Genomic DNA, 24,853 nt, shown 5'->3' on the forward strand with positions numbered 1-24,853 from the left:
GCTCAGGAAGTTGGTTAAAAGTGGAGACAGTAATCGGAATGCCGCCCAGCGAGGTATCGCCCAGCGGAATGCCGCCCAGCAGCAAATACCATGCTTACCAACCGGGGTTTTGGACTAAATTTCCTTTAAGCACTTCAGTCAACGGGAACGGATGCAGGTACATATTTTTGTTGAACGTCCTGGTCTCAAATGTGTATGGCTTCCACGAATATTTGTAGTTGGGTGCGGTTCCCGTCCGGGTAATTTGCAGCCCATCCATATTTCCCTTCATGACCCCTTCTTCTTCGGCAATCAACCAGCGTTTGATGTCCCAGAACCGGTGATCGTCATTGAGCATTTCAATGGCAATTTCATTGCGAACGCGCTGCCTGAACTGTTCTTTGGTGAGTCCCTGTGGCAGATCGGGCATGCCGGAACGAGTCCGAATGGCATTGACGGCATCATAGGCGGCCTGCACGGGTCCAGCGGCTTCGTTTAAGGCTTCGGCATAATTGAGATACAATTCGTTGACTCGAAAGAGCACATCGTTCATCACAAAATTACCACTGGTGGCATTGCGGGGTATGTATTTACGCAGCCACAAACCGCCTTTACAGTTCACATAATCTTTACCACCACTATAGATCTGGGCAATAGGATCCCGTGCCGTATAATAGCCATTGGTATAGATCATCGACTGCTTGAACCGAGGGTCTAACTCAGCATATTTTGCGAGCAGGTCCGTTCCACCGGCAGCGTCCCAGGTTTGCGGTGTTCCGTCTAGTTTTTCGTACTTCTTCAGGAAATTCAACGGCACACTAATGCCGCTCCAGAACGAACCAAAGCAGGACGCATTCCAGAAGGTCAGGGGTGCATTGCCTATGTTCGTAATGGCTCCGGCGCTGTTCCCGCCACCCTGATACATGAATATCAACTCTTTGTTATTGGTCGTTTCCCACGATACCCGATAATTGCCCAGTGGCCCAACGGTGCCATTGTCCAGTTCTTTTGGATTTCGGTTCGCTGGCTCATCAATCAGCCCGTAGCCATTGGCCAGGGCATAATCGAGGGCCTCTTTTGCAGCATCGGCAGCTAACTGCCACCGGTTTTGGTCAAAATTACCATAGCAGATCAGGGCATTGTCGGCGGCATTGGCCATCGGTAGCACGGGCGTTGCGGTATTATACTGTGGGCTGGCAGCGTACAGCAAAACTTCTGCTTTGATCGCCAGTGCCACCAGCGCCGTTACCCGGCCCGTTTGCGACGCCGAGTAAGCGGCTGGTAAGTTGGGAACCGATTCGTCAATGTCTTTGACAACAAACTTTACACAGTCGCTGAATGAGCTTCGGGGTACTATCGCTTTTTCACCGGGTTCAAACACCTTATCGACAATCGGGACACCCCCGTAGCGTTTCAGCATTTCCAGGTAATTCAAGGCGCGCAAGGACTTCACTTCGGCAATAACCTGTTTTTTATAGGCCTCATCGGCATCGGGCACTTCGTTGATCCGTTTCAGAACAAGGTTAATCTGGCGTAAGGCTATCCACCGAATGTAATACCGAAAGTCCTCGACGTTCACGATGGTAGCCGGAAGCACCGTACCCTCATTCCATCGGTTATTATTCACAAAGGCGGCTTCCGATGCATCGCCTTCGTCGCTGATGCTGGAACTCGGATGAATACAGTCGGTTGTGTTTACACCAGAGAAGGGGATGTAGTTTCTGTCAGGAGAGGATACCGCTTCGCCCTGAACTCGGTATCGGAAATTGGAATGGACACCATAGCGATAAATCGTTGTGATAAAGGTCTCCAGGTTGGCTTTATTCAAAAACGCATTGTCTTCGGTCAGATCCACACCGGGCGCTTTATCCAGAAAGTTTTTATGACAGGAGGTCGTAATAAAACAGCAGAAGAGGAGAGTAAAACCGTATACTATTTTTTTCATGACGGCAGTAATTAGAAGCTCAGATTTATACCGGTGTTGATGGTTCTGACAAGAGGGTAAGGCTCGGTGTTGGTATCGCCAGTTGCCGTATTTTCGGGATCGATACCCGGATACATATGTTTCCAGGTAAACAGGTTATTGGCGTTCACATAAATGCGACACGCGCTGATATGCAGTTTCTTGAGTAATCCTTCGCTCAACCGGTAGCCTAGTTCAGCATTTTTTATCCGCACATAACTGGCATCAGCCAGCCAATACGAAGAACCCTCATTATTGGGGCTGCTGCTCACTGAAAAGCGCGGAAACCGAATGGGTAAGCCAGCATCATAGCGTTCTTGGGTCCAGCTTTCGTTCATATAGCTGGGCGACCCTTCGGGTGGTGCCTGGCCATAACCGGTACCTCTCTGAAAGCGGGTATAATAATGCGAGACGTTGCCAACGCCCTGAAACAGTACCGACAAATCGAATCCTTTATAGTTGAGCCCAATAGATGCCCCAAATGTTTTTTCCGGTAGGTTTGAAAAGCCTATGGGTACGGCATCAAAGTTGTTGATGATCCCATCTCCGTTATAATCTTTGTACTTGATATCGCCAGGTTGAATTTTGTTATTCTGATAGGAATAAACAGGTCGGCTGGGGTCATTCACTTCTTCCCAGGTGTTGTATAGGCCTTCGGCAATAAGTCCGAAGTTTTGCCCCAGGCGTTGTCCCGTACGGTTCTGGTAGGGATACTGATTGGGCACTTCATCCCGGAAGAGAACCTTGTTTCGTGCAAAACTAAAATTAGCCGAAATGCGGTACCCAACACTCCCAACCTTATCGGTATACGTAATGTCGCCTTCATACCCTTTATTCTGCATTTTACCCAGGTTACTGGCGGGCTGCGACAAACCTACAATAGATGATATAGTTTGGGGTGTAGCAAGAATATCACTGCGGTTCTCATTGAATACATCGGCCGTGAACTTAATCTTATCTTTCCACATCCACAGTTCCAGACCAATATTCTGCTTGACAGCCCGTTCCCAGGTTACGTCTGGGTTGCCCGTGGCCCCTTCCCGGATACCAGTAAACCCACTAAATGTTGACCCAACATTTCCGAAGTAATAGATATTGGCCACTGACGAGTAGCTGGTTTCCCGGTACAGGAAACGGGTTCCGCCGATGTTATCGTTACCAACCTCACCGTAAGAACCTCTAAACTTAAGGAAGGTAACGAACCCTGCTTTTGGAAAAAATGGTTCCTGCGACGCTACCCAACCCACCGAATAAGCCGGAAAAAGGCCAAACCGCTTACCCGGCGCAAAGTTTTCTGTACCATTATAGCCCACATTCACTTCGGCTAAATAACGACCCTGATAATCGTAGGTAGCACGACCCACAAAACTCTGATAGCCTTTAGGGACCAAAAAAGCCAGCGACGGATCGAAGGTCTTTTGCTGGTTGTAGAGTAATAAGCCCGTTATGTTATGTACACCAAAACTTCGTTTATAATCAATCCCCGCTTCGGCCGTAATTCGTCGGTTATAGGTTCCGGTCTGGCTGAACCCGAATTGCGCTTCCGTTGTAGAAGGCACATAGTTTACTGACCCGTCTGGAAGTTTTACGGCCAGATAGGTTATGAGCGTTTTGGTATTGGTGATTTGCTGGTCGTTGTAGGTTTGCAGAGCCACGTTTGCGTGAACAGACAAACCGTTAGTCAACGAACCTAGGTCATAATCCATGCGAAAATTCCCATTCAGGTAGTTCCGATACGACCGTTTGAGCCCACCGGCGAGGTTAGGATATAATAAGCTGGCATAGGGGTTGTTTTGTGAGCCGGTCAGAATATTGACCACTTTTCCGTCGACAACACCGGGTGTGCTCAAGGGACTGGCGCGGGCAATATCGCCAACGACACGCTCCGTACTGCTCCCATTATTACCGCTCCGAACTTCTGTCTGCGACGACAGGTCGAGTGTCATTCTCAACCGGCTTGTTACGTCGAAATTAAAATTAGACCGGAGGTTATAACGCTGAAAAATTGACTGCGGAGAAAACGCATCGACGACATCCTTTGTGTCTTTAAACAACCCTTCCTGACTGAAGTACCCGGCTGAAACAAAGTACCGCACCTTGTTCTGCCCCCCACTAATGTTGACGTTATGCTGCGATTGCTTCGATACCTTCTTGAACATCACGTCGAACCAGTTCACATTGGGGTGGAAAATCGGGTCCTGCCCATTGCGGTAGAGTTCAATATCCTGGTCTGTGTATTTGGGCACGTAAACGGTTCCATTTACGTAGGAATCTGCTTTTATGGCGTCATTAAAATGAGTGGCATAATCACCACTGTTCATCATCTGCCGCAAGTCGGTAAATGAATTGAACCCCTGGTTAAAGGTATAGCTCACTTTGGGCGGCCCAACTTTACCCCGCTTGGTGGTAATGATCAGCACACCATTGGCACCTCTGATTCCATAAACCGCCGTCGATGACGCATCCTTCAAAATTGTTACGGATTCAATTTCATTCGGATCGATGTTATTGTAGTTATCGACCTGTATGCCATCGACCAGCGTCAGCGGGTCGGTACTGCCCGAAAACGTACCAACTCCTCTAATTCTGATTTTAGACGCATCATTACCGGGCTCCCCACCTGATTGGGTAGCGAACAGGCCCGGCATACGACCCACCAGCGAATTACTGATATTGGCTACCGGCGACTGTATCAGTTCTTTAGTCCCAATACTTGAAATGGCGCCAGTCGCATTGATCTTTTTCTGAGTTCCGAAACCGACAACCACAACCTCATTCAGTTCCTTGAGATCATTCTTCAGTGCGATGTTTACCTGTGTGCGGTTACCAACCGTAACTTCCTGTTTTTCAAACCCTACGAAGCTGAAAACCAGCACGGCATTTCCATTAGGTACTGAAATGGAATAAGCCCCATTGGCATCCGTAGTTGTTCCTTTGGTAGCGCCTTTCAGCACAATACTGGCACCTGGAATGGGGTCACCTTTTTCGCTATCGGTCACCTTGCCACTTACCACTATATCGGCGAGTTTAACCGCTGGCACCCATTGCACCTCTACTTTCGACAGTAAAGTATTTACCGGTAAGTCTTTGTTTACTTCCTGCGGGAATTCCTGGATACTGGATGTCTTTAACAGCTCGGTTTCGGCCGGTATATTTTTGGCAGCTTTCCGGGGGAGTATGGTGTACCCACCGCCTTTGAGTTTACGAAAGCGCAGGTTGGCGGGCGTAAGTACCCGGTCAAGAACCTGTTCCAGTTTATCATTTTCATTGACGGTTCCCGTAAAGGTTTTGTTTTCCAGCAGTTCTTTTTGATAAACGAAACTCGTTCGGTGGGCCAGTTCTAATTTTTTAAGCAGGGCTATAATACTGGTACTATTGTCCTGCCCTCGGAGTCCCTCCTGCGGCTTATACAGGGAGGCAAATGTCTGTTGGGCTGCTCCCTCCTGAATCCCATAAAAGTAGGATAACAACAAGGTTGTATAAAAGAGGATACGTCTTTTCATAAGTAAAACCGGATCGTGTGATTGACTAGGCTGTAGTTGGTAGTCAAACAGGCGAGGGTATCGCTTTTCCCGTTTTTTCTATGATTATTTTCTGTTAATTTTTTGAATTTTCGGGTTGATTACGGCCAATCCGATGCCATTGGTTCATAGGTACCCTAATTCGTTACGTATTGTATGATTGTACGTCCACAGCCATATGGAACGATTTCAAAACAAATACCGGATTGCTTCGGCGCGGGCTGCCTGGTGGGATTATGGCTGGGCTGGGGCTTATTTTATCACGATTTGCACTGCACAACGGCATCATTATTTTGGCAACATCAACCAGGGCCGGATGCAATTATCGTCGGTTGGTATTCTGGCGGATGTATTCTGGCACGAAATACGCCATCATGCCCAACAGCTCGAATTGGGTACGTTTGTGGTCATGCCGAACCATATTCACGGCATTTTGATATTGAATAATGACGACGGCAACAACGTAAACGCAAACGTAGAGACAAGGCATGCCTTGTCTCTACCGCCGACGCCGTTATCGCAACGATTTCAAAACCAGGGCAAAAACACGGTTTCGTCAATTATTGGGGGATACAAATCGGCGGTCACCAAACACGCACATCGATTGGGTTTTGATTTCGGCTGGCAGGCCCGTTTCCATGATCACATCATTCGGAACGACGCCGAATATCAACGTATTAACGATTACATTGAACAGAATCCTGAACGCTGGGATGGGGATAAATTTTATACCACGTAGAGACAAGGCATGCCTTGTCTCTACAACCTATTCAAACCGATACGTATCGCCCGTTTTTTTGACATTGGCATCCAGAATGATGCCTAGATTCTCGATGCAGTCGTCGGCCACATCGGTACGTAGCTTACCCGTAAGTTTTCGGTTCATCAACAGGCTATCGCTCAGGTTGATTTTCACCCCAAAGGTATCTTCCAGGCTATTGATAATTTCGGGTAAACTTTTGCCGTCCAATATGATATAGGACGCCTTCCAGGCATCATATAGATCAGGCTGCACGCGTTTTAGTTGAATCTGGCGGCTTTTTGGCGTTACCGTAGCCATGTCACCCGGCTTCATGACGACCATCGACTGATTATCCGTACTTAACTGGACTTTACCTTCCTCTAAAACAACATGGGTCTGATTGCGTCGGGTGTTCACGTTAAACTCGGTACCCAACACTTCGATCTGCGCTTCCGGCGTGTGAACAATGAATTTGGTTCCCTTCCGTTTCGCAATATCAAAATAAGCCTCGCCTTCCAGCCATACCTCCCGAACAGGCCGATCAGCCATATTATCTGCTACTTTAAGCCTGGAATTGGCATTGAGCGTGACCACCGACCCATCCACCAGCTTGATCTCCTGAATTTTCCCGTAAGCCGTTTGATACGTCAGGGATAAATTGGCCTGATAGATCCACCAGGCAAAACCAATTGAAGCAACAAGCATCACAATGGCTGCCGCAGCCCAATAGGGACGTTGATACCAGTGTATAAGCTGAACTGTGGTGGTCTGACGGGCAGGTTTGTCAATATCGGCCCAGATACGTTGCTTAAGCCGGGCGAGGTCCTGTTGAGTAGGCTCAATTTCGCGAAACTGAATCGTTTTGACGTAGTCGATGGCCAGACTAATATCAGCCCGTTTATGGGGGTAATCGGCCATGAAGGATTGCCAGAACCGATTCGATTCGTCAGTGGGGGTAAGTACCCAGCGTATAAAATTGGGGTCTTTGCAAAAGTCTTCTACGGTAGAATCGGAATTCGGCATCGGATAGGCGTCATGGTCGTACTCGTTAAACAGCCCACAATTTATTTTTTCCCGGCTTTATCCCAATAAAATCTTAATAAAGTAAATTAGAATGGCCCCTGGCAGGCTCCACAGAGCGCCACCCTGCTCGAAGGAGGTACGTACATATGCCCGCAGGGTCGTCAGCGCTACGTTCACGGTGTTATAAACGCTCTTCATCGTAATGTCCATCACCTCAGCCGCCTGCTGGTAGCTTAGCCCTTTCATGTATACCAGATACAGAATCTCTTTCTGACGTTTGGGCAATTTGTTCAACTGAGCAATCACCAGCAGCTTTTGCTGTTCAACCAGCTGCTCCTCCACCAGGCTCTGCTCGTAGGGCTGAATCAGAAACTCCGCGTTATCGAACAAATAGTCGTCCGAATCCAGCTTATTCAATCGGCCGACCGTATCCAGTAGCCGCCGACGTAAGGCCCGAAATAAATAGAACCGGATGTTGTCGGTAGCACCCAACCGGGAGCGGTTTTCATGGATGTGCAGGAATAACTCATGCAGGCAATCTTCGACAAGCGGCTTGTTTCGGATCAGGTTGTAGCCATAGCGGTACAGATCCACCGAAAAGCACTCATAAAGCTGGGAGAAAGCCGCCTGGCTTCCGTCGCGAAAGTCGTTCCACAGGCGAATATGTTCGGCGGGGGTAAGTTGAGGAGTCATACGCGCGGATTAGGATTGAGTTAGCTGCTTTTCAATTTCTTCCAGCGATTTCCCTTTTGTTTCCGGCATTCGCACCCGAACGAACAGAAAGTAGCTGAAACACAAAACGGCGTGAAAGCCAAAAGTTACCGGCAAGCCCCAGTATTGCTTCATGACGGGGAAGGAAGCCGTGGTGAAGAAGTTAGTAATCCACAGAGCCAGCGTTGCCAGCGCCATTGCATTTCCCCGAATACGGTTCGGAAAGATTTCGGAGAGCGCTACCCACGTAACGGGGCCCAACGTAGCTGAATAAATAGCGATGAACGCCAGCACAAAAACGAGTACCCACGCACCGGGCAACTGCCAGTAAAAAGCCCCCGATAACGCCAGGGCATCTAAGCAAAGCAAAATCGATCCGTATTGCAGGAGTTTCTTTCGGCCGATTTTATCAATCGTAGTAATGGCAATGAAGGTAAAAATGAAGTTGATCACGCCAATGATGATCGACTGTAAAAAGGCGGAATCCTGCGCCATACCCGCCTGCCGAAACAGTTCAGGTGCGTAGGAAAACAGGGAATTTTGCCCAACGGCCTGTGAGAAAACCGCAACGACAATCCCAATGAAAACAATGGGCCACAGGTTTTCCCGAAACAGATCGCTGATGGATTCACGGGATTCCTGCGAGAAACTGGCCTTGATCTGAACCGCTTCGGTAGTGGCATACTTACTCCCGCCAATTCGGTTCAAAACAGCCTCTGCTTCGTCTATTCGCTGTTTCCGAATAAGCCAGCGAGGGCTTTCGGCCACAAAAAATAAACCCAGAAAAAACAGAATCGATGGGACCGACTGTGAGGAAAACATCCACCGCCAGTTATTGACCCCGCTATTCAGGAGCAGGTAATTGGAGAGGTAAGCCAGCAGAATACCAATCACGATGGAGAGCTGGTAAAAGGATACCATACGTCCCCGCATGGGTGCGGGCGAAATCTCGGCTACGTACATCGGGCATACCAAAGCCGCAGCGCCAACGGCCACGCCACTGAGCATCCGAAACGTAACGAACAGAGGGAAACTTCCGGCCCAGCCCGTGCCTGCGCCTGTCAGGGCAAACAGCACCGCGCAGCCCATCAGTAGCTTTTTTCGGCCCAGCGTATCGCTTAGTTTACCGCCAATCAATGCGCCAATGGCGGCACCCAGGTTGATACAGCCCACCGCCCAGCCTGTCTGAAACTCATCCAGTTGAAAGTGCTTCGTAAAAAAGGGAACGGTGCCGGAAATGATGACCAGATCGAAGCCGAACAGAACGCCCCCTAAAGCCGCAATGGCACTGATGAGGTAGACGTAACTTCGGTTGACCGCTACGTCGCCCCCGCTGATTTCGGGCTGGACCTGAATAATAACTGCCATGAGAGCTTGAGGTCTTTGGGTTTAGTAATGGATTGTTACGCAGGAGGTTAAGCTTTTATTCTGGAGTGATTTTGTCATCCTGACGAAGGAAGGATCTCTCGAATTCGTATACTTCAGAGATCCTTCCTTCGTCAGGATGACAAAATCACTCATTTTAACTTGATTCATGGAGCAAAGAAAACTCTGTGTATCTCAGTGCTTCTCTGTGGCAAAACCTTATTTCAACGCTACGTCAGCTTCTTTACTCAGGAAGCCAGCACCCTCTTCAACCAGTCCGGCCGCATCCCAGGTGAGCAGGGCTTCATTGGGAACCACATCGATGGGCGTAATGCTTGCCGACGAAGACGACGATTCGTTGTAGCCGATGTTGGACTGCCGGTTGTAGCACGAAATCATCGACCAGCGCGGTTTATCCGACAGGTTGGCCTCTGACCGGTGAAGTATGTTGCTGTGGAAGAACAGCACATCACCCGCTTTTAACTCTACAAAAACGTGCTCCATTGTTTTCAGAGCTAGATCGACGTAGCGTTGCGAAGCGCCCACCTGTTCGCCCGCGAAACCGTGCTCGACCCGCCCCATTTTGTGCGACCCTTTGATCACTTGTAAACAGCCGTTTTCCTGATTCGCATCCGTAATGGCAACCATAACCGACATCATCTGATCGGGCAGCAGAAATTCGTTTTTATACCAGTAGCCGTAATCCTGATGCCACTCCCAGGCCCCTCCTACCCGCGGCTCTTTCTGCATCAGCTTGGAGTGAAAATGGCAAACTGGGGAAGCGGGGTTATCCAGCAAGGCATCTACCGACTCCACAAGTTGATGACTACGGGTGAGTAGTCCATACACATCATCGCCGGGTTTGTACCAGAGCGACAGCTTGCTCCGTTTCCCCGTGCTATCGTTGATATTGATCGCATGTTTACTGATCGCACTATCGTCTATGGCTACGTGGTAAAGTTTTTCAACTTCTTCGGCATTCAGGAAACTTCTGATAATCAGATAACCGTCCTGCTGATACTGCTTAATCTGTTCGGGTGTTAATGATTCGTTTGTCATGTTGATTGAGTTTTACATGTCTTGTTTACTTTGTTTTCTAAAAATAGCTTCAGGCTCTCTACGAGTGGTGTCGGGTTCTCCAACCCGACACAGCGAGGTTTCTCAAAACCTCATTTCACCAAATACCGTTAGGGTTTGAGAACCCGCACACGGTCAGGTTTGAGAACCTGACACACGGTTTCCTCAATTTGCGCTGATCTCAAAAAGCTCACCGGTATACCGCTCGGTCAGGGTTACCGGAAAACCAATCGTTTGCAGGTCCTGCCCGCTCAGGGAGGCTACTACCTTTCCATCCATTGATTTTACCTGATAGCGTTTGGCCGGGTCAAGATGCCGCACGGTCACCATCCGCTTTGTTTCTGTAGCACCATGGCGGAATATGCCAACGATGCCGCCCTGTTTCGTATCGGTGTTGATTCGCTGGAAACCGTCCCACATACCGTCCATCGGTTCACCAAACCCGGCCAGATCCTGACGGTAGCTCATAATCTGATGCTTGTTTTCCATCCGTTGCAGCCAATCGGCGTAGGCCCGGTATTTTTTCAGGTCTGGCGCTGACAATTTCCGGGGATCGCCCAGCATAATGGGCAAGGCACCGGCTAATGATTTGATGTGCATTTCCCAGCCTGCATCCTGCATTTCGGGATTACCGATGACCAGTGCCGTAGCAGGGATGGCGGGCGAACGCCACCAGGCCATATTCCGGACGCGCAGGTCGACATTGGCATCGGGTGGGCCGTAGAAATTAGACAGCCAGTCGCCTTCGGCATGTTTCAGCATAGCGTAGTCGATCAATTGCAAACCGCCCATCGTCTCGAACGTACAGTCGATAAACAGCGTGGGCTTGGCGGCATGCAACTCATCGAACAGCTTCCAGACGGCCTCGTAATTGGTGGATAAGGATTCATGATGATCTTTATGCCCTTTGTGATTGGTGGCATAACAGCCCGTCACCTTGTTCCCGAACCGGTACGTACTGGTGACCACCGTAAAGTCTAGTTTCAGGTATTCCAGCCCGTATTCCAGCGCCAGTTTTAGCAGTACGTCCTTGATATAGCCGCGCCAGGGCGTACCAAAACAGGCGGTTCGCATTTTCAGATCATCTTCGTGCAGGTTGGCCGGCTGCTGGTTAGCATCCAGCACAAACCAGTCGGGATGGGCTTTGTAGACTTTACTATCCGGGGAGGCACTGCCCACGCTAACCCACATGCCCGGCTTCATGCCCAGCGATTTGATGTAGTCGAAAATGGGTTTAAGGCCATTGGGGAATTTGGTTTTGTCGATAATCCAGTCGCCATAATTATCGGCCCAGCCATCGTCGATGATAAACTCTTTCATACCCGCATCGGCGGCTGCCTTGGCCAGTTCCATAACCAGCTTCTCGTCAATATTCTTGCGAAATGGCACCCAGGTGTTATAGACGAACGTGGGTTTCTGGGCGAGTTCTGAAAGGCGGATGCCCATGTGTTTCCGCACAAATTCCGGAACGGCCGTATTCAGTATCTCGTCGGGATCTTTGTGGTTGTTGTACACCATCGTGAATACCTGCGGAGTCGTATATGACTCGCCTGCCGCGATGTATTTCCGAAAGGGGAAACGGGCGTCTTTGTGCGTTAGTCCGCTGAGAATGGCGGGTTCATCCCAGAAAACCGACGTATGTTTCACAACACCAGCGGCTTCATTTCCGATCGCGATTCCCTGTTGCCAGTCGCTGTTGTGAACGGTGAGTAAGGCATCCTGAAAGTTTCCATCATAAGGGCCTATGGACCGCCGTCGGCCATAGTCGTGACAAATCCAGCTAAACGTAGTGGCGTTGTAATTAGTTACCACAAACTTCTCGACATCAACCGATTCCAGCCGAACCGGCTCGTTGGCAAGGTTTTTTATGGTCAGGCTTTTGCGGATAACGGACAGGTTGGGATACAGTAAAAAATTCAGGGTGAGTTCTACGTTCCCGTCGTTGCTTTGCAGTGTAACGGCTGCTCCGTCGCCCTGCTTGGCGTCGGTAATCTTCTCCGTTTTTACCAGCTTCCAGTCGCCGGAGCCGCTATATATTTTATCGTTTATCTCAAACTGGAAATCGGGATTCGTTTTCTGAAAATACCTGAACTCGCCCACAACGGGTTTGTATTCGGTCGTCAGAAAATGAGCGTCTGAAGCAGGCAGTTTGATGGTTCGCTGAACGACACCATTGTTCAGGATGAGTTCCGAACGGGTCCATTTCGCAAAGGGCGGATTCTGCGCCAGGGTAAAGCCTGATGCCAGGCAGTTCAGTAGAAAAAGAGGAATGAGTTTTTTCATGAAAAACGGCTTCTGATACGATGCTATCACGCCTGAACGCCTACTTCTAGTTATATTTTATATGTACAAAATTCAGTTTTCTTAAGAAGACCCAAATGAAGTATTTTAGCCTAAACATGGATTATTTTATCTTTATATCGTTTTATCGATTAAGCAAAAAAGATGAGCCCATTAACCCGTAAAAGCCGTGGATTTGCCGGGGAGCGAATCATTGAGATTCCCAAAGAAACCGTTGATAAATGTTTGTCGATGCCGTTGATCAGCAGCCTGTTCATTACCCGGATGGGTTTTTATCCCAAAGCGCTGCATCACTATTACCAGCGCCCAACAGGGATTTCGCAAGTCATTCTGCTGTATTGCACAGACGGACAGGGCTGGATTCAATTAGCAAAAAACCGGATTAGTATGCAGGCAGGTAAAGTAGTTGCTATCACACCCGACACTCCCCACTCTTACGGTGCAGATACAGAAAATCCCTGGACAATTCACTGGTTTCACTTCAGTGGTACACGTTGCCGGGACGTAGTCAGTGCCATTATGGACGACAGGGGCAACTCCCCCCAGGCTATCCGTGTCCCGTATTCTGAGGAGCGTATTGCCTTATTCGACCGGATGTTTGATACGTTTTTGAAAGGCTACAGTACCTCGAACCTGCTGTTTGCGAACCTGACCATCCCGTTTTTTCTGGCCTCGTTCATTTTGCCCGAAAACTTTCAGAAAGAAATTGTAGGCAGCGGAACAGCCACGCCAACCAACCGGGCCATTCTGTATATGCAGAACAACCTCTCTACGTCCCTAATACTGGACAATATTGCTCAGGCGGCCAACCTGTCTACGTCGTTTTTTTCCCGCAAGTTCAGACAGGATACCGGCTATGCCCCTATCGAGTATTTTAACCACCTCCGTATCCAGAAGGCTTGTCAGTTACTTCATTTCAGCGATCTGCGCATTAATGAAGTAGCGTCACAACTGGGCATCGATGATCCCTTCTACTTTTCGAGGCTGTTCAAAAAACAAATGGGCGTCTCTCCCGCTGAGTATCGAAAAAGTGAAGGTGTTCAACGGAGAGTGTAGTTTTTTAAAACGCAAAGACGCCAAGGGTAAACGCAAAGGTCGCTAAGATATTCCTTGCGTTCGTTGCGCCTGCCCTTGGCGTCTTTGCGTTTCGTTTATCCTAATTCAGCACCTTATACCGATATAGCCCAAAGCTATTAGGCGTCGGCAACGTAACGGAAAGTCGGCCTTCCTTCAATATCACTAAATTAGTGGCTTTCCCGGCTCCAGCCACTGGCTCTAAGCTCACCCGTTTGCCAGCGGGCAACCACGTTTTGATCATATCCTGTCCTTCAGGCGTATCTTCCCGAAAAAGCAGCAGAAACCCTTCTGTATCCGATGTGATAGACTGAAATCCGGTCCAGCTTTTCCCGCTGGGTTCGTCGCCGATGGGGAGGATGTGCCCCGCATGTATCTGCGTCTGATTGGTTCGGTAGGTCTGGATCAGTTTAGCAGTTTGGAAAGCTTCGACTGGCAGGCCCGTAGCCTCGAACCAGGCCAGCGGCTGCGCCATCATCGTTATGGCAAACAAATAATCAAACGAATAATTGGCCGGGGCAAAGCGGTCGCCAGCGGGGTACTTATCAGCGTTTCGCCACTTGTTCAGAAACTCGATTTGAAGATTCTGGGGTGGTACATATTTCGACAGATTCCAGAGGTTGCGCAGCGTCCAGTACGGATAGTAGTTAGTCCAGTCGGTGTAGCGGTTTTCCAGAAACAGGTTGCCGTATTCGTTCATGAAGTGATACCCGTTGCGCCGACCCGCTGTTACGTCCATGTTGAAAATCACCTCGTAGTTGGTAGCTGCCATCACCGTATCGAGAAATTTCCGAAAGTTGACTTCGGCCGTTTTGTCGGGAATCTGAACGAGGTCGATTTTAAACGTTCGAATGCCATGTTCTTTATAAAGCCCGATGAGCGTCTGCGCGTCTTTGTCCCAGTGCTTAAAACTACTGTCGACACTGGGACTGAACCATAAGCCCAGCTCGATATTCAGCTTTTTAGCTGCGTCGATCACGGGTTTCAGCCCATTGGGAAACCGGTCGGGATCAGGTGTCCAGTACTTCGGATTTTTCCAGATGGCCTCACTACTGCCGCCCGGCGTCGCCGAATTCATCGACTTGCCCAACTCCCAGCCGTCGTCGATCTGAAAACGGGTAATGCCTAACTGAGCCGCTTTCTGCAACTCAGTGATGATAAACTGCTCCTTAATTTTCGTGTCTTTGTTGCGGTCGCCCCAGGTATTCATCAGAATCATCTCGTCGCGGTCAGCCCGACGAGGACGATTGGCATCCTGATAGCTACGTAGCGTTCGGAGTCCGTCCAGTTCTGTCATACCGCCCAACCCGAGCGTGTAGCCGTAACCCCGCACCCAGTCTGTTTCCGTTACGTCTGTTGGCAGAATACCAGCGCCCACGGTTTGAACACTGCCGTTCTTCACCAGAAAATCGAAACCGGGATTGGCCAGTTGAATAGCGGAAACGGGTGATTCTTTTAGCACAAACAACGACGAGCCGGAAAGTCCATCGGTCAGCCACAACAAATTTCCTTTCAGAAAACCGGGCTGACGATACAGATTATAAGGCACTTCGGTAACGAGCGTATTGTTGCGGTCGGTCATATCGGCAAATTCGACGGCCCGCCCCCGCCAGTGATTGCCGGGCAAGGCCAGCTTATCCATCGCCGGAACAGTTGCGGTACGTTTGTTCAAATCAGCCTGCGACTCAATGTTCTTAAAATCCAGCCCGGCAGCCGACTGACCAGCCGCCTGTTGCCACTCAGGCGAGGCTTTGCCGCGCAGGTAAAACGTACAGCTCAGTGTGGCGATGTTGGGATAAATCCGGAATACCCGCCGAACATCCAGCGTACCGAGCCGGGTGGTTACGCTCACTTCCAGATGATCGGTCTGGTTCGGCTGACCTTGTATAGGCTTGGTTGTCAGCTCGCCTTTGCCCGACGGGCTGGTATGGCCGGGGAAGGCACAGTCCGGGTCTTTGCTGATCCATTCCCAGCTCTGTTTCCGTTTTTTATCGGTTAGGCTAAGGGTAATCAACTGACCATTATTCCAGCGGAATCGACGGGCAATCAGGTCGTTTTCGAGCACTAACGTATCGTTACTCAGGCTAGCCCGGCAGCTTTGCAATTGAGCAACTGACTGGCCTGCCAGGAGCGAAAAAAATGGAAGCAGAATAAGGAATAGGTGTCGTTTCATTGGACAGGTTTTCCGTTACTGGATAAAGTTTTTATTTGGCAGGATTACAGCCGGGCCAACGTTCGGATTAACAAGTGCTTTTCAAGCCTGTCAGAAGATCTAGGCATACCGCTGCTTTAAGAGGTTCATCATGAACACGTTGATCTCCCATTGATTACCGATTGGCAACTGGGTGTAGGGCATCACGGGCATGTAGTTGGCCGGTCCGAACTCGGTGGTAACGGTTAGTTGCGTACCGTTTGCCCGGTGCGTTTCCACAATTTTGTCCCACCAGGCCAGATGCGTATTGAGCGTATCTTCCCATTCCGGCGCACGGGGATCATTGACCTGCGGCCCTTCGGGGTGTCCTACCCGACTGTGAATGTGGTCGGCTCGGGAAATAGCCAGATTTACGGCTTCTATCTGGTTTTCGAGGAGTGATTCATGAACGTTACACCAATGCGAAATATCGAGGCATATGCGCAGGTCGGGGAGTCTGGTGAAATAATCCCGGGCGATATGGGCGGCAAAGAGGGATTTCCCCCGGTGCGTTTCGTGGATAATTTTCACGCCCGTTTCTTCCGAAATACGGGCTGCCAGATCGAATAGATGTCTGTTCTGCTCGAAGGTAAAGAAATCCTTACCGGTCTGGCAATTGATAAAAACGGGCCTGGCTGCAATCAGATGCCGGAGGTATTTTTCGTAGTTACGGCTGTGTTCGTCCAGATCGCTCTCGAACGACTGCCAATACTGACCGATCAGTTCGAGGTCGTGGTCTTTCAGGGTAGCTACGATTTCCCGACTCTCATCGGCTTCGAGCGGCAAAGCCATTTCAACACCATCGTAACCAGCGTCTTTCACGTTCTGACAGAACGTAGCAAACGGTAAGGTATTCCCCCAGTGGGGCGCGTAAAATTTGATCGGCATACGGATTAATAGGAATGGCTTTTGGCCTGGCAGTAATGATTAAGGTTTGTAGAGTATTGCATTCGCAATGAGTTGCGTGTATGTAGGATTTTCGAAATCACTGACCGCGTGGCCTGGCTGACTGTAGAAAAGCCAGCCTTTTCCCTCCGGCATACACCAGGCCGACCGATCCTGCATCCATACCTTTCCGGCGGCATCTGTGAATTTATACCCAAGCAAAATGGTCCGGGGACTAAGGAGCTGGTGATTCAGAAAGCCCTCTGTTTTTTGCAAAACAAAGCCCGGAAACTGGCCCTCTTTTTGGCCGCCTTCCCGCGTGTAGGCAATCGTGGAGGCATATGTAATCTTGTGCGACGTAATGAAATGTTGCGGAGCCAGATTCACGACGGCCATGTCTATATCGCCCACGTATTTGTAGCCGCCTTCCATTACGTCTTTTTTGGGCAGGTCGATACCCAGAAACGAAAACCACTCTTTATTCTTTCGCTTAGCCGAACTAATGGAATGGTGCAGGCAAATCAGTTTCCCCCCGTTTTGGGCGTACCGGATAAAGGCTCGTTCGGGTATCGAGTCCAGATCTTTATGGATATAGACAACAACCGCCCGAAAATTAGCCAGAGTTGCGGGCATGTCGGCCTGCGTCACAATCTTAGAAGTCAGGCCTTCCTGCTGTTGAATCCCTTTGGCCAGCACTTCCATCGCCGGAATTTCGTCGGCAACAATCAGTACGTCCTGAGCGGTTACCCGGCCAACTGTCATCAGCAGACAGACGAGTACGATAAGCCAATGTTTCATAAATAACAGGCGTTTTTTCGTCACTTCAGTTGGCTCAGATAGGCTATCGTTTGGGGCACCTGCGTGGCATAGCTGGGGCTTTCATCTTCGATGTAATAGTGTTCAATGGACGATTTCTGAGCGGCTTTCAGAATGGCGGGCAAATCGAGCTGACCGGTTCCCAATGCTACGTCGTTCTCTACTGGTGTGCCCCCCGACAAGTTACCGACAACCCCTTTGCGCAGGTCTTTCAGGTGCATCAGTTTAAAACGTTTCGGGTATTTTTTGATCAGTGCAGCGGGGTCGGCACCGGGGAAAAATGTCCAGAGAATATCCAGCTCGAAACTAACGTACTGTGGGTCGGTATGCTGAACGATGTAATCGAACAGGGTGCCGTCCTCGAACTTCTCGAACTCGTAGCCGTGGTTATGGTAGCAGAACGTCAGGCCAAACTCATCTTTCAACTGCTTCCCGAAGTTGTTAAAGTCGGCCACTGTTTGCTTGGCCAGATCGAGCGTGAACGGCCCTTTGTGCGGCACCCAGGCAACGCGGACAAACGTAGCGCCCAGTGTTTTGGCATTATTACCTACCTCAGCCAATTTGTTTTGCAGATCGGGATAGCCCACGCCGAACGAGGAGCATTTCATACCGCGTTCATCGAGGAGTTTACGCAGTTCGGCGGCTGTTTTGCCGAAGAGGTTGGAAAACTCCATATCGGTAATACCCAGCGCCTTAATGGTATCGAGGGTGGCCGATACGTTTTTAGCAAAGCTATTTCGGTACGTGTACGACACCATGCCGGGCGTTTGTGGGAACACCTTTTTCTGCGCCTGAGCAACACTAAAGCTCAGCAGGATAACGAAAGCGAGAAGGATTTTTTTCATGATTGGTTAGTCAAAACGAATTAGATTATTTTTTGTCATGCTGGCGAAGATGCTTCGGCACCGGCCGCCCGGCTTCGTCAGCATGACAAAAAAACTAGCCTGATTTACTGTTCAAACGCACCCCGATCCCGTCCGGAAGTTTTGGGGCGGGCCTTTCCCAGAATATCATTGGGCAAGGGAACATCGTTACTACCCGAATTAACGGCACGACTGTTTTTCGCCAGCCGGAAATTACCTTTCGTTGGGTCGGGCTGAATGTCGATGAAGTTGGGGTCGGCCACAATGTCGTTGGCTCCGGCAAAAACAGTCTGAGCAGTTGGGTAGATGTTATAGTCCCAGCGGATACTGGTATTGCGGTAGTTGGAGGTTACGGCTCCACCCGGACGTGGCACAATGATATTATTCAGGATAACCACATCTTCAGAACGGTTCGGAAACAACTCCTGATACCCCACAATCCCGCCGTTCCAGTAGGTTGTGTTGTTGATAATATCGACGTGCCTCGTGCGGAAGGTGTGAATGCCCGAGCCGCCATTGAAGCAACTCACATTATTCGCTATCAGCGCCCGCCCTTTCCACTCAGGCCGCTTTGGCTTTTCTGGTGCTGGTGCACCGGCAACGGTAGTTGTGGAAACCGCCGTCTGGCTGGTGGCTGGTTTGACAACCGCATCGGCGTTGGGATTCGTGGCACCCTGCCCCTGTTCCTGATCCGTTACGTCGAGAATGATTCCGTTTCCGTCGCTCAGTTTGCCGATTTTCTCCCAGGGCACCAGCGTTTTATTGTTCCAGACAAAATTACGCTGGATCACGATGTGGTAACCTGGCGCATCATCGTATGCCCAGTTGTTCAATGTCGTTATACCCGAGCCGCCGTAGCGCATGAACCAGGCATTGTCAAACACCTTACAATCTTCAACCGTGAAATAGTCGATCTCGATACCGACAATGCCACCACCTGCACACTTGCCAACTACACAATTGCGAACAATCAAATGGTGCGGTTTTTCGTCCGGTTTCTTACCCCGGCCATTGAAGAAAATTCCGTTCGTGTTGTAATAAGGGTCGGGCGTTGGTTTTTTACCGTCTTCCTGAGCTTTCAGCAGCACAATGGAATCGTTGTTGCCGATGACGCTCAATCCATCAATGATATTGTATGAGCCCGAAATCTGAATGCCGCACCAGCCAACGGGATGCACTTCCGGTCGATGACCCGGACGAGCCTTCCACGTAATCCAGGCGGTAGACGTACCAGAGCGTGTGATGTTCAGTACGGCACTCCCGTTGCCTTTATCGACGTTGGTATACGTACCGTTGCCAACCAGTACTACATCGCCGGGCTGGACCAGGTCGGCGGCTTTTTGCAGATTCCGGAAAGCGGTTTCGGGCGTTTTACCATCGTTTGCATCGTTCCCCGACCCGGAAACATGCCAGGTTACAGCATACACGAACGTATTGATTGAAAAGAGAATAAAAAACAGAACGGTTGTTTTCATGACGATTAACGACTTATTGATCTTATTAGTCAGGCTGTTACGTATTTACTTGATTCGTATTCTGTACCGCCCCCGGCTCTATGGTTTCAGGACCAGGTAAAAATTCGTCGGGGATTATCGATCAGGAATTTATTGATGGTGGATTTAGGTATTCCTTTGTCCCGCAACCAGGGAACGACCTTTCGAAGTGGGTAGGAATAGGTGCGGTCTTTGCCCTCTTCGTTGGTATCTTCCCACAGTATTTTGATGTTGCCATCCACAAATGTCCAGGTCAGGTCGATGGTTGCTACCATGCGGTCGTCGTAGCCACGTTTGGTCAGTTCCTGGATAATCAGGGCCAGATCGTTGGGTTTGGTGTGGTTCCAGTTGCCGAAGTTATTGAAACTGAGGGTGCTTCCCTTTTTAACCACTGTCTCTAAATAGTCAATTTCCTGCTGAACGGTACGTCCGCTCCAGCCAAAGGTGGCTTCTACGTGCGAAAAGTAACAGTGCTTCAGGTCGGCACCCGCTTCTTCCAGTATCTGCTGCTGTTCGACACAGCCACTCACCGCGTGCGTGCAAATGGGTAAGCTGTAGCGCTTCTGCACATGAGCCGCAGCTATGAACAAATTCTTCTCTGCCGGTGTGATGGGCAATTTTCGGGCGGCTACTTTAATAACGCCCGGCCGAATCTGCGTTCCCTGAATCCCCTCTTCGATGTCCTTAACCATGCGGGTTTCGAAATCGGCCACCGTCATGGATTGCTGTTCATCTTTGAGCAGGTAAGACCCGGTGCAGCAGATCACGTTCACGCCCGATGCTTTCGATACCTCCTGTATGCCAACAACATCGTCGGTGGGTCCAACATCGACAATCGTTTTCAACCCCAGCGCTTTTGCTTTCTTCAGATCATTGACGGCAAAATCAAAGCTTTTTTTCCGTTGAACCGGATCACTCGGCATCACAATGTGCTCGTGTACGCTCGTGATGCCCATCTGATCGGACATGATCGTACCCGTAGCGGTGGGAATGACTTTGCCCGTCAAACTACGTAAGGGTGCGAGCCGACTGCTATCCTGACCAGCCATGACTAGTGGTACAGGGAGCAGCGCGGCAGCCGTGCCAACGCTAACCGATTGCAGGAAGCTTCGGCGTGTGAGGTAATCCATTTTATCATGCATAGCCTTCAGACAAGTTAAGTAAGCAATGACAGATAGTTGGTTTCCCGTTAGTGCGATTCACTGATCTGTTCTCCGCGAGCGGCTGGAAAACCGAGCTGGGCCCCATCAAGCAGGAAGTACGTATTGTCGTGGTGGGTAAAGTTGCCGTGTCGCGCTACTTTTTCGGCAGCTTCTCCACCCAAAACGACCAGGTTGTTACTAAAAATCAACCCGTTAGCCGGAACGTCTCCTTTCCCGATACCCAATAGATTGTTCCATTTGGTGCCTTTTCTGGAGATGATGGTGTTGTGTGTCATCCTGAAATTGTGAATATCAGCCCGGAACTTTCCGGTAAGGTGGAAAGTCCATTCGCCATTTTCCACGGAGACATTATCTGTCACAAGTATGTCGCGCGCCGATCCTCCGCCTATTTCCAGAAAGCCGTTGCAGTCCTCGGCGTAGTTGTGATGCACATACGTACTGTCGCCATTGGTGTATACTTCAAAAAAACCACCGTCGGCCTCATAATCAAAACTTTGCGCCCGGCACCGCACCGCCCGGTTGTAGGCAATTTCGTTGTTGGGGGCAAATACCCAATAGGCTACAGCACCATAGTCATCATCACCGCCCTGGGTGTTTTTGACCATTATCAGGTCGTGGGCGTAGTTCTGCGTAATGAGGTTGTAACGACTATGGACCATAACCCCGCCCCCGCAGTTTTCGATTTCACAGTTTCGGATGATGTTGTGGTCGGCACCTTTTTCCAGATAAACCCCGGCGAGGTGGGTATCTTTGGCAAAAAAACCGTCGACAATAACCCATTTCCCGGTGATGTTAATGGCTTTTGCCATGTTGCCCGAATGACTAAATACTGGATTTGGCCCCGCTCCCATCGTCCGAAAAACGATGGGTTTTTGCGGAGTTCCGCTGTCGTTTATGTCCAGCCCCGTGTCCCAACTTGACCCCGCCATAAAGTTGATGGTATCGCCCGGCACAAAGTCTTTTGCGTGAACAGGGGCCAGTGATTTCCAGGCGCTGCCCGGCTCGGTACCGGCGGCAGCATCGTTGCCCGAAACGCTATTGACAAAATAATGCCGGGCCACAACCTGATTGTTTATGGATAGCACCGCCAAAGCCGCACTGAGCCAGAAATAGATACGTAGGTGGTTCATATTGGTTCTACTTTTCCGGTGTGTCAACGTAGTGGTGAAGTGGGTTGCCAGCTCGGTTGTTCAATGGGCAGGCTCCCCGTCCGAAGGGGAATATCGGCCTCAGACCCTACTCGCTTTCCATTCAGCAGTACGTTCTCAAAGGTGACGCCACGGGTTTTATTTTTAATGAGCGAGGGCACCGGTTCGCCACTCATCGTAATGTTTTTCAGGGTCAATCCGCTGAATTGAGATTCCGGGTTTTGCAATCCAAACAAGGCTGCTGGCTCCTCGAACCGGATGTTTTCGAACACGTAGTTGCTATGCTGCGCCTGACCCTTGCTGTTCGGGCTGACCATGCAGAAAAGGGCGTTCGGTGCAAACCAATTACCTATGGAGATGTGGATCACGTCTGTATTGCGCATGGTGATGTTACGGGTGGTCAGGGCTTGTCCGTTAAAACCAATACGAAACACATTGGCCAGCGTGGTCCACAGCACACAGTTTTCGATGGTAATATCACTGACTTCACCGGCGGTGTTTTTAGTGGTTGCCCACATATCCTGGCTGCTCGCTGGCGTAAAAAAAGCAAAGCAATCGTCCATCGACCGAATGAAGCTGTTAATCACGTTGGTACGTCCACCGCCATACCAGTCGATGCCATCGCCATTGATATTCTGGGGGTTGACCGCGATGATTTTGATATTATCGAACGTAGCGTCGAAGGTCGTATGTGTTTGCAGCGACCAGGTGCGGCTACGGCCCACGAACGTAATGCCCCTGACGGTTAGCCCCTCTACGTTATGCGTTGTGAGCGGATGCCAGTTTTTCTGATTTTTCCAACCATCGTCGTGCGTTTCAGACTGCGGTCCGTAATACACAACAACTCCCCGCCCTAAAATGCTGACATTTTTCGCATCCCAGACGTTGATGCTACCGAATAAGACGGCTCCGGCATCCAGATACAGCGTCTGCCCGCTTGTCAAATCAACGTTCCGATAATGAATGCCCGGCTTCAGGTGAAGCACGTTTTCCGAGGATAGATCAGAAGCGTTTGCGTCGGGGCGGTTGGCGAATAGCAAGAGCGCATCATCTTTATACTGACTCGTTCCTGCGCGCTCTACCGAATATTGTCCCGCTTCTGAAAGAGCAAAGCGAACTTCGTTTCCATTCAGGATGGGGCGGCTGTTTTTCGACAACGGCCGTACGAAAGCCTCTCCCCGCCAATAGCCTTTGTCATCAATTGTTATGGCTTCTTTGTTCGCCGTTTGACCGGAATAACCGGCCAGTTTATACGTTGCCATAACCACCACGTCAGCCTTTCCGGTAAAGTCAAAACTCGCGAAATAGACATTCAGACCGGCATGAAAAACGGGAACAACCTGTCCATTGACCTTGACCTCATAATACGTTGATCTAAACTCGTCGGGTACCGGATGTGGCCTTACCATTTGGGCGAGACTTTGTGTTCCTCCAAAAAGCAGCAACAGAAAAAAGATAAATCGGCTGTTCATATCAAGTTTGTGAATGAGTCACGAGTGCTGGTATCGGGTTAAACCAGCACTGACGGGTGTTCGTGTTTGCCTGTATTCCCTAGTTTTTCAGATCGCTGGGCCGTTTGTTTTTCCAAAGTTTAAAATCATCCCAGTACACCTGGAGCGTTTTGTTCTGTGCTTTCACGTGGTTTATAAGTTCCTTTGAGGTGTACAGTTTCATCGGATTATAGCCTGTCAACCCATTGGGGGCCGGGTCGGCGGTGTTGTGCGTGAAATTGGTGATGTCATATACCACTTGCCGGGCTTGACCCTCCGGCGTAATGGCCAGATAAAACCGTCCTGTTTTCTGGTCACCTTCTTTAAAATAATACTCCATCGTAAACCATTTTCCGATGGGCACTGCCACGTTTGAGGTGGTGGGGTCTGCCCGCCAGACTTCCTTTTGCCCCGCATTTTCAGCGTTTAAAATGAAGTTCAGCGCGTTGACTTCGCCTTTGGGCTTGCCAATGCCAAGTGTTATCCGAAATCCATACGGTTCGCTTTTAACCCACCATTCGTTGTTCCAGAATTCAGAAATCGTACACCAGTTTATGGGGCGGGGATAAGTTTTCAGCGCGTTGAAATCGTCCGTTAAAAACACCCTCACCGACTGATAAAACTCGGTGTAGCCGCTCTGAATACCATACAGATTGGTTTGAATACGAGCTTTCTGTTGGTTTTCGGAAGCAACCCACGAGTCATTTAACCAATACTGAAGCACTTTATTGGTGGGGTTACCCGGTTCAGCAATGACGCGCGCAAACCGTTTGGTCGAATCGCCACCCGTATACTGCACCTGCATACGGCCATTTTTCACGACAGATCGCCAATCGGTACGCCAATCGCTCTTGGTGGGAAAGCTGGTATCCACCCCGTCGAGGTATTCCATCATAGCGCCGTGGTCATTGCTGCCAATAGCCTTCACCACGCGGCTACCGCCCTCAAAACCAGTCTGAAAAATTAATTCCTCAACTGTCTTTTTCGCCTGGCCGTGGCACAAAGCAGCCGTTAGCAGGAGTCCGATTAGCAATAATTTAGACATCGA

General features: G+C 49.9%; 18 protein-coding genes. 2 read left to right on the forward strand and 16 right to left on the reverse strand.

Annotation, left to right across the window (positions count from 1 at the left end; all coding sequences use genetic code 11):
• Positions 1–94 precede the first annotated feature (94 nt).
• Complete coding sequence (locus WBJ53_RS19135) at positions 95–1,924, reverse strand: RagB/SusD family nutrient uptake outer membrane protein (RefSeq protein WP_338869050.1); 1,830 nt, start codon at positions 1,922–1,924, stop codon at positions 95–97.
• 11 nt (positions 1,925–1,935) lie between these two features.
• On the reverse strand, positions 1,936–5,445 hold the full coding sequence (locus tag WBJ53_RS19140; protein ID WP_338869052.1) for a SusC/RagA family TonB-linked outer membrane protein: 3,510 nt from the start codon (positions 5,443–5,445) through the stop codon (positions 1,936–1,938).
• A gap of 196 nt (positions 5,446–5,641) precedes the next feature.
• On the opposite strand from WBJ53_RS19140, the gene WBJ53_RS19145 reads away from it, so the two are divergent.
• Complete coding sequence (locus tag WBJ53_RS19145; protein WP_338869054.1) at positions 5,642–6,202, forward strand: transposase; 561 nt, start codon at positions 5,642–5,644, stop codon at positions 6,200–6,202.
• Positions 6,203–6,229: 27 nt separating this feature from the next.
• Here WBJ53_RS19145 and WBJ53_RS19150 read toward each other — a convergent pair whose 3' ends face one another.
• The 5 genes from WBJ53_RS19150 to WBJ53_RS19170 form a co-directional block, all read right to left on the reverse strand.
• Positions 6,230–7,228, reverse strand: coding sequence for a FecR domain-containing protein (locus WBJ53_RS19150; protein WP_338869056.1), 999 nt, complete (start codon positions 7,226–7,228; stop codon positions 6,230–6,232).
• Between the two features lie 57 nt (positions 7,229–7,285).
• Positions 7,286–7,921: a sigma-70 family RNA polymerase sigma factor gene (locus WBJ53_RS19155; RefSeq protein WP_338869058.1), complete on the reverse strand. Its 636-nt coding sequence runs from the start codon at positions 7,919–7,921 to the stop codon at positions 7,286–7,288.
• Between the two features lie 9 nt (positions 7,922–7,930).
• Positions 7,931–9,307: a sugar porter family MFS transporter gene (locus WBJ53_RS19160; RefSeq protein ID WP_338869060.1), complete on the reverse strand. Its 1,377-nt coding sequence runs from the start codon at positions 9,305–9,307 to the stop codon at positions 7,931–7,933.
• A gap of 216 nt (positions 9,308–9,523) precedes the next feature.
• Entirely contained in the window at positions 9,524–10,363 is an 840-nt protein-coding gene (locus WBJ53_RS19165; protein WP_338869062.1) for a phytanoyl-CoA dioxygenase family protein, read from the reverse strand.
• A 183-nt stretch (positions 10,364–10,546) separates the two neighbouring features.
• Positions 10,547–12,664 carry an alpha-galactosidase gene (locus tag WBJ53_RS19170; protein WP_338869064.1) on the reverse strand — a complete coding sequence of 706 codons (2,118 nt, stop codon included), beginning with the start codon at positions 12,662–12,664 and terminating at the stop codon, positions 10,547–10,549.
• Between the two features lie 162 nt (positions 12,665–12,826).
• On the opposite strand from WBJ53_RS19170, the gene WBJ53_RS19175 reads away from it, so the two are divergent.
• A complete protein-coding gene (locus WBJ53_RS19175) occupies positions 12,827–13,738 on the forward strand; it encodes an AraC family transcriptional regulator (RefSeq protein ID WP_338869066.1) in 912 nt (303 codons plus the stop codon).
• Between the two features lie 100 nt (positions 13,739–13,838).
• Here WBJ53_RS19175 and WBJ53_RS19180 read toward each other — a convergent pair whose 3' ends face one another.
• The 9 genes from WBJ53_RS19180 to WBJ53_RS19220 form a co-directional block, all read right to left on the reverse strand.
• Positions 13,839–15,929, reverse strand: coding sequence for an alpha-galactosidase (locus WBJ53_RS19180; protein ID WP_338869068.1), 2,091 nt, complete (start codon positions 15,927–15,929; stop codon positions 13,839–13,841).
• Positions 15,930–16,028: 99 nt separating this feature from the next.
• Complete coding sequence (locus WBJ53_RS19185; RefSeq protein ID WP_338869070.1) at positions 16,029–16,835, reverse strand: TIM barrel protein; 807 nt, start codon at positions 16,833–16,835, stop codon at positions 16,029–16,031.
• A gap of 39 nt (positions 16,836–16,874) precedes the next feature.
• Complete coding sequence (locus WBJ53_RS19190) at positions 16,875–17,630, reverse strand: ThuA domain-containing protein (RefSeq protein WP_338869072.1); 756 nt, start codon at positions 17,628–17,630, stop codon at positions 16,875–16,877.
• A 20-nt stretch (positions 17,631–17,650) separates the two neighbouring features.
• Positions 17,651–18,493, reverse strand: coding sequence for a sugar phosphate isomerase/epimerase (locus WBJ53_RS19195; protein WP_338869074.1), 843 nt, complete (start codon positions 18,491–18,493; stop codon positions 17,651–17,653).
• A gap of 104 nt (positions 18,494–18,597) precedes the next feature.
• The gene (locus tag WBJ53_RS19200) at positions 18,598–19,986 is read right to left on the reverse strand and encodes a choice-of-anchor Q domain-containing protein (RefSeq protein ID WP_338869076.1); all 1,389 of its coding nucleotides are present in this window, start codon (positions 19,984–19,986) and stop codon (positions 18,598–18,600) included.
• A gap of 86 nt (positions 19,987–20,072) precedes the next feature.
• The gene (locus tag WBJ53_RS19205) at positions 20,073–21,146 is read right to left on the reverse strand and encodes a hypothetical protein (protein WP_338869078.1); all 1,074 of its coding nucleotides are present in this window, start codon (positions 21,144–21,146) and stop codon (positions 20,073–20,075) included.
• Positions 21,147–21,193: 47 nt separating this feature from the next.
• Complete coding sequence (locus tag WBJ53_RS19210; RefSeq protein WP_338869080.1) at positions 21,194–22,297, reverse strand: hypothetical protein; 1,104 nt, start codon at positions 22,295–22,297, stop codon at positions 21,194–21,196.
• A gap of 23 nt (positions 22,298–22,320) precedes the next feature.
• Entirely contained in the window at positions 22,321–23,787 is a 1,467-nt protein-coding gene (locus WBJ53_RS19215; protein WP_338869082.1) for a hypothetical protein, read from the reverse strand.
• A 79-nt stretch (positions 23,788–23,866) separates the two neighbouring features.
• Positions 23,867–24,850, reverse strand: a complete 984-nt coding sequence (locus tag WBJ53_RS19220) for a hypothetical protein (RefSeq protein ID WP_338869083.1) — start codon at positions 24,848–24,850, stop codon at positions 23,867–23,869.
• Between the last annotated feature and the right edge of the window lie 3 nt (positions 24,851–24,853).

It is taken from the genome of Spirosoma sp. SC4-14, from assembly GCF_037201965.1.
Lineage (GTDB): Bacteria > Bacteroidota > Bacteroidia > Cytophagales > Spirosomataceae > Spirosoma.

Coding starts and splice junctions, on each gene's coding strand:
- WBJ53_RS19135 (WP_338869050.1), bottom strand. CDS start 1,924: ATGAAAAAAATAGTATACGGTTTTACTCTCCTCTTCTGCTGTTTTATT.
- WBJ53_RS19140 (WP_338869052.1), bottom strand. CDS start 5,445: ATGAAAAGACGTATCCTCTTTTATACAACCTTGTTGTTATCCTACTTT.
- WBJ53_RS19145 (WP_338869054.1), top strand. CDS start 5,642: ATGGAACGATTTCAAAACAAATACCGGATTGCTTCGGCGCGGGCTGCC.
- WBJ53_RS19150 (WP_338869056.1), bottom strand. CDS start 7,228: ATGCCGAATTCCGATTCTACCGTAGAAGACTTTTGCAAAGACCCCAAT.
- WBJ53_RS19155 (WP_338869058.1), bottom strand. CDS start 7,921: ATGACTCCTCAACTTACCCCCGCCGAACATATTCGCCTGTGGAACGAC.
- WBJ53_RS19160 (WP_338869060.1), bottom strand. CDS start 9,307: ATGGCAGTTATTATTCAGGTCCAGCCCGAAATCAGCGGGGGCGACGTA.
- WBJ53_RS19165 (WP_338869062.1), bottom strand. CDS start 10,363: ATGACAAACGAATCATTAACACCCGAACAGATTAAGCAGTATCAGCAG.
- WBJ53_RS19170 (WP_338869064.1), bottom strand. CDS start 12,664: ATGAAAAAACTCATTCCTCTTTTTCTACTGAACTGCCTGGCATCAGGC.
- WBJ53_RS19175 (WP_338869066.1), top strand. CDS start 12,827: ATGAGCCCATTAACCCGTAAAAGCCGTGGATTTGCCGGGGAGCGAATC.
- WBJ53_RS19180 (WP_338869068.1), bottom strand. CDS start 15,929: ATGAAACGACACCTATTCCTTATTCTGCTTCCATTTTTTTCGCTCCTG.
- WBJ53_RS19185 (WP_338869070.1), bottom strand. CDS start 16,835: ATGCCGATCAAATTTTACGCGCCCCACTGGGGGAATACCTTACCGTTT.
- WBJ53_RS19190 (WP_338869072.1), bottom strand. CDS start 17,630: ATGAAACATTGGCTTATCGTACTCGTCTGTCTGCTGATGACAGTTGGC.
- WBJ53_RS19195 (WP_338869074.1), bottom strand. CDS start 18,493: ATGAAAAAAATCCTTCTCGCTTTCGTTATCCTGCTGAGCTTTAGTGTT.
- WBJ53_RS19200 (WP_338869076.1), bottom strand. CDS start 19,986: ATGAAAACAACCGTTCTGTTTTTTATTCTCTTTTCAATCAATACGTTC.
- WBJ53_RS19205 (WP_338869078.1), bottom strand. CDS start 21,146: ATGCATGATAAAATGGATTACCTCACACGCCGAAGCTTCCTGCAATCG.
- WBJ53_RS19210 (WP_338869080.1), bottom strand. CDS start 22,297: ATGAACCACCTACGTATCTATTTCTGGCTCAGTGCGGCTTTGGCGGTG.
- WBJ53_RS19215 (WP_338869082.1), bottom strand. CDS start 23,787: ATGAACAGCCGATTTATCTTTTTTCTGTTGCTGCTTTTTGGAGGAACA.
- WBJ53_RS19220 (WP_338869083.1), bottom strand. CDS start 24,850: ATGTCTAAATTATTGCTAATCGGACTCCTGCTAACGGCTGCTTTGTGC.